Genomic DNA, 4405 nt, shown 5'->3' with positions numbered 1-4405 from the left:
TCGACGAGGTGGCGACGGGGGGTGACGTCGGCCTTCGCGAAGTGACCCTTGAGGGGCTAAGCGTCCGGGTCCGCCCCTGGGGGCGGACCCGGACGCGCCGTTCAGCGGGCCGGACCGGTCAGACGAGGTCGAAGCGGTCCGCGTTCATGACCTTGTTCCAGGCCGCGACGAAGTCCTTCACGAACTTCTCCTTGGCGTCGTCGCTCGCGTACACCTCGGCGAGGGCGCGCAGCTCGGAGTTGGAGCCGAAGACGAGGTCGGCCCGGCTGCCGGCCCACCTCACCTCGCCGGTGCTCGCGTCCCGGCCCTCGAAGGTGGTCTGGTCCTCCGAGGTCGCCTTCCACTGCGTGCCCAGGTCGAGCAGGTTCACGAAGAAGTCGTTGGTGAGGACGCCGGGCGTCTTGGTGAGGACGCCGAGCTGCGACTGCTGGTAGGTGGCGCCGAGGACGCGCAGACCGCCGACGAGCACGGTCATCTCGGGGGCGCTCAGGCTCAGCAGGTTGGCCCGGTCGAGCAGCAGGTACTCGGCGGGCAGCCGGTTGCCCTTGCCGAGGTAGTTGCGGAAGCCGTCCGCGGTCGGCTCCAGCGCCTCGAAGGACTCGGCGTCGGTGTGCTCCTCGCCCGCGTCCACCCGGCCCGGGGTGAAGGGCACCTCGATCTCGAAGCCGCCCTCCTTGGCGGCCTTCTCCACGGCGGCGGCACCGCCGAGGACGATGAGGTCGGCCAGGGAGATCTTCTTGGCGCCGGAGGAGGCGTTGAACTCCTGCTGGATGCCCTCCAGGGTGCGCAGCACCTGGGCGAGCTGGTCGGGCTCGTTGACCTCCCAGCCGCGCTGCGGGGCGAGGCGGATGCGGGCGCCGTTGGCGCCGCCGCGCTTGTCGCTGGCGCGGAAGGTGGACGCGGACGCCCACGCGGTGGTGACCAGCTGGGACACGGACAGGCCCGAGTCGAGCAGCTTGGTCTTCAGGGCGGCGATGTCGGCGTCGTCGATCAGCTCGCCCTCGCGCTCGGGCAGCGGGTCCTGCCAGAGCAGCGTCTCCTCCGGGACCTCGGGGCCGAGGTACAGCGACTTCGGGCCCATGTCACGGTGGGTGAGCTTGTACCAGGCGCGGGCGAAGGCGTCCGCGAATTCCTCCGGGTTCTCGTAGAACCGGCGGGAGATGGGCTCGTAGATCGGGTCGAAGCGCAGCGCCAGGTCGGTGGTGAGCATCCGCGGGCGGTGCTTCTTCTCCGCATCGTGCGCGTCGGGGATGATCTCCGGGGCGTTCTTGGCCACCCACTGGTGGGCGCCGGCCGGGCTCTGCTCCAGCTCGTACTCGTACTCGAACAGGTTCTTGAAGAAGCCGTTGCTCCACTGGGTCGGCGTGGCCGTCCAGGTGACCTCCAGACCGGAGGTGATGGCGTCCCCGCCCTTGCCGGTGCCGTAGGTGCTGCGCCAGCCGAGGCCCTGCTCCTCCAGGCCGGCGGCCTCCGGGTCGGCGCCGACGTTGTCGGCGGGGCCGGCGCCGTGGGTCTTGCCGAAGGTGTGGCCGCCGGCGATCAGCGCGACGGTCTCCTCGTCGTTCATCGCCATGCGGCGGAACGTCTCACGGATGTCGCGGGCCGCGGCGAGCGGGTCCGGGTTGCCGTTCGGGCCCTCGGGGTTGACGTAGATCAGGCCCATCTGGACGGCGCCGAGCGGGTTCTCCAGCTCGCGGTCGCCGGTGTAGCGCTTGTCGTCCAGCCAGGTGGTCTCGGGACCCCAGTAGACGTCCTCCTCCGGCTCCCAGACGTCCTCGCGGCCGCCGCCGAAGCCGAAGGTCTTCAGGCCCATCGTCTCCAGGGCGACGTTGCCGGTGAGGACCAGCAGGTCGGCCCAGGAGATGTTCTGGCCGTACTTCTTCTTGACCGGCCACAGCAGGCGGCGGGCCTTGTCCAGGTTGGCGTTGTCCGGCCAGCTGTTGAGCGGGGCGAAGCGCTGCTGGCCGGCGCCGGCGCCACCGCGGCCGTCGCTGATGCGGTAGGTGCCCGCGCTGTGCCAGGCCATACGGATCATCAGCGGGCCGTAGTTGCCGAAGTCGGCGGGCCACCAGTCCTGCGACGTGGTGAGCACCTCGGCGATGTCCCGCTTCACGGCGGCGAGGTCCAGGGCCTGGAAGGCCTGCGCGTAGTCGAAGTCCTCGTCCAGCGGGTTGGCCACGTCGGGATTCTTGGCGAGGATCTTCACATTGAGCCGCTCCGGCCACCACTGACGGTTGCCGCCGCCCTGGGTCGGGTGCAGGGCCCGGTCGTGCGCGACGGGGCAGCCGCCGCTCACCTCCTCCGGCTTCGCGTCTGTGACGATCGCGTCGTGGTTCTCGGTCATGGCAATCCTTCCGAACTGTGCGGAACTCGGTGCTCAGGAACTGCGGCCGGTGGAACAGCCGGGGCACAGGCCCCAGTACACGACCTCGGCCTCGTCGATGGCGAAGCCGTGGTCCTCGGAGGCGGTCAGGCAGGGGGCGGCGCCGACGGCACAGTCGACGTCCGCGAGGGTCCCGCAGGACCGGCACACGATGTGGTGGTGGTTGTCGCCCACACGTCCCTCGTACCGGGCCGGGTGGCCGGCCGGCTCGATACGGCGCACCAGACCCGCCGCGGTCAGCGCGTGCAGGGCCTCGTAGACCGCTTGCAGGGAGATGTGGCCTACGCGATCGCGGACACCCGAGGCGATCGCCTCGGCGCCGAGGTGGTCACCGTCCCGGACGATCTCCAGCAGCGCGACGCGGGCTGCCGTCACGCGCAGGCCGGCACCGCGCAGCTCCTCGGCGGTGGTCGGTCTCGGGGAGGCGGACATGGGCCGAACCTATCGTCATAAACACGAGGGGTTCAAGAAAACGAGGGATGCAATTCTGGTCGCGTCCGGGCGACGCCCGGCCGTCTCGGAGGCCCTCTTCGCGCCGGCCGGGCGGGGTCGCGCGCATGCCCGCGTCATGGGGTCCCGGACGGGCGGCAGCGGTGCGGCGAGCCGGGCGGTCCACCGGAAGGGGGAGCCGGAGTCCCCGGCCGGATTCTCGAAGGCGGAGCTGTACGAGCGGGCGGGCGCGGCGGACGTGCCGGGCCGCTCGAAGATGACCCGGGAGCAGTTGATCGAGGCCCTGACCCGGGCGGGGGCGGCGGCCTGACGCGGGCGGGCACGGCAGCTCGGCCGGGGAGGCGGGACCGGGCGGCCGTGGGTGGACCACGGGCCGGTGACATCACTCGTGCGGGTGCACACCGTCCCGCCGTCCGTGGCGTTCGTGGCGACGCGTCGTTCGGCAGCAGTGTGAAGTTTCCCGGTCCGCGTGATGGACCGGGGGCGGACGGGCAACGAACCCCTTCATGCCCCACGCGATTCTCCTGCGGCAGGTGATGTGATGACCACGGCGACGACCCGGGCGCTCCGGACGCCGCCCGCCCGGACCGGCCAGGCGGCCGCCGGGTCCCCCGCACCGCCCGCCCCGCCCTCCCTGCCATCGCTCACCGGACTGCGCTGGATGGCGGCGCTGCTGGTGTTCGGACTGCACGTGCACAACTTCGGCTGGTTCGGCGGCACCGGCGGCCGCCTGGTGTCCTGGGGCTTCGGCGCCGGCGCCACCGGAGTGTCGTTCTTCTTCGTCCTGTCGGGATTCGTGCTGACCTGGTCGGCACGGCCCCGTGACCGCGCGCTCGCCTTCTGGCGGCGGCGGATCGCCCGGGTCTACCCGGTGCACCTGGTCACCCTCGTCATGGCGCTGGTCATGGCGGGCACGCTGACCCACCGGGCGCTGCCGGCGCCGGACCAGGCCCTGGCCAACGCGCTGCTGGTGCACTCCTGGTGGCGCCCGTGGTGGCAGACGCTGAACCCGGTGAGCTGGTCCCTGGCCTGCGAGGCCTTCTTCTACGCCGCCTTCCCGCTGCTGATCGGGCTGCTGCGCCGGCTCGGGGCGCGCGGCGCGACCGTGCTGGGCGGGCTGTCGGTGGCCGCGGTGGTGCTGCTGGCCTGGACGGACGCCCACCACTGGTGGACGCACTCGGTCTACTCGTTCCCCGCCGCCCGGCTGCCCGAGTTCGTGCTCGGCGCGGTCGCCGCGCGGCTGGTGCTGCTCGGCCGCTGGCGCGGCCCGGGGCTGGAGGCGTCGCTCGCGCTGGCCGTCATCGGCTACTTCCTGGTCCCGCAGGTCACGCCCGGCTACTCGGCCACCGTGTGCACCCTGGCCGGGTTCGCGCTGCTCATCCCGGCGGCGGCGGTCGCCGACCTGCGCGGGCTGCCGTCCCTGTGGCGCAGCGGGCGGATGGTGCGGCTCGGGGAGCTGTCGTTCGCCTTCTACATGGTCCACCTGCTGGTGCTGCGCGCCGCGACGACCGTCCTGGGCACCAAGCCGCGCTTCGGCCCCTGCGCGGGACTGGCGGTCAGCGCGACCGCGTT

4 protein-coding genes are annotated in these 4405 nt (G+C 72.2%); 2 read left to right on the top strand and 2 right to left on the bottom strand.

Translation table 11 applies throughout. The annotated features are described in order from the left end of the window. Window positions 1–118: 118 nt before the first annotated feature. Window positions 119–2344 (bottom strand): catalase/peroxidase HPI, encoded by a 2226-nt coding sequence (gene katG / locus H5J33_RS25145; RefSeq protein ID WP_181797153.1) that lies wholly within the window; start codon window positions 2342–2344, stop codon window positions 119–121. Between the two features lie 33 nt (window positions 2345–2377). Beyond that, window positions 2378–2815, bottom strand: coding sequence for a Fur family transcriptional regulator (locus tag H5J33_RS25140; protein ID WP_181797152.1), 438 nt, complete (start codon window positions 2813–2815; stop codon window positions 2378–2380). Between the two features lie 136 nt (window positions 2816–2951). Here H5J33_RS25140 and H5J33_RS25135 point away from each other — a divergent pair, with 136 nt between their 5' ends. Both H5J33_RS25135 and H5J33_RS25130 read left to right on the top strand, forming a co-directional pair. Then, window positions 2952–3143: a hypothetical protein gene (locus H5J33_RS25135; RefSeq protein WP_181797151.1), complete on the top strand. Its 192-nt coding sequence runs from the start codon at window positions 2952–2954 to the stop codon at window positions 3141–3143. Between the two features lie 231 nt (window positions 3144–3374). Beyond that, the coding region (locus H5J33_RS25130) for an acyltransferase (protein WP_181797150.1) at window positions 3375–4405 on the top strand (1031 nt) is incomplete at its 3' end.

The organism is Streptomyces sp. WELS2 (genome assembly GCF_013870595.1).
Classification (GTDB): domain Bacteria; phylum Actinomycetota; class Actinomycetes; order Streptomycetales; family Streptomycetaceae; genus Streptomyces.
The sequence above is the reverse complement of the archived record's forward strand: the minus strand, read 5'-3'. Positions and strand labels throughout refer to the sequence as shown.

Excerpts from the sequence above, each read along its gene's own strand:
- katG (WP_181797153.1), bottom strand. The coding sequence starts at position 2,344 with ATGACCGAGAACCACGACGCGATCGTCACAGACGCGAAGCCGGAGGAG.
- H5J33_RS25140 (WP_181797152.1), bottom strand. The coding sequence starts at position 2,815 with ATGTCCGCCTCCCCGAGACCGACCACCGCCGAGGAGCTGCGCGGTGCC.
- H5J33_RS25135 (WP_181797151.1), top strand. The coding sequence starts at position 2,952 with ATGGGGTCCCGGACGGGCGGCAGCGGTGCGGCGAGCCGGGCGGTCCAC.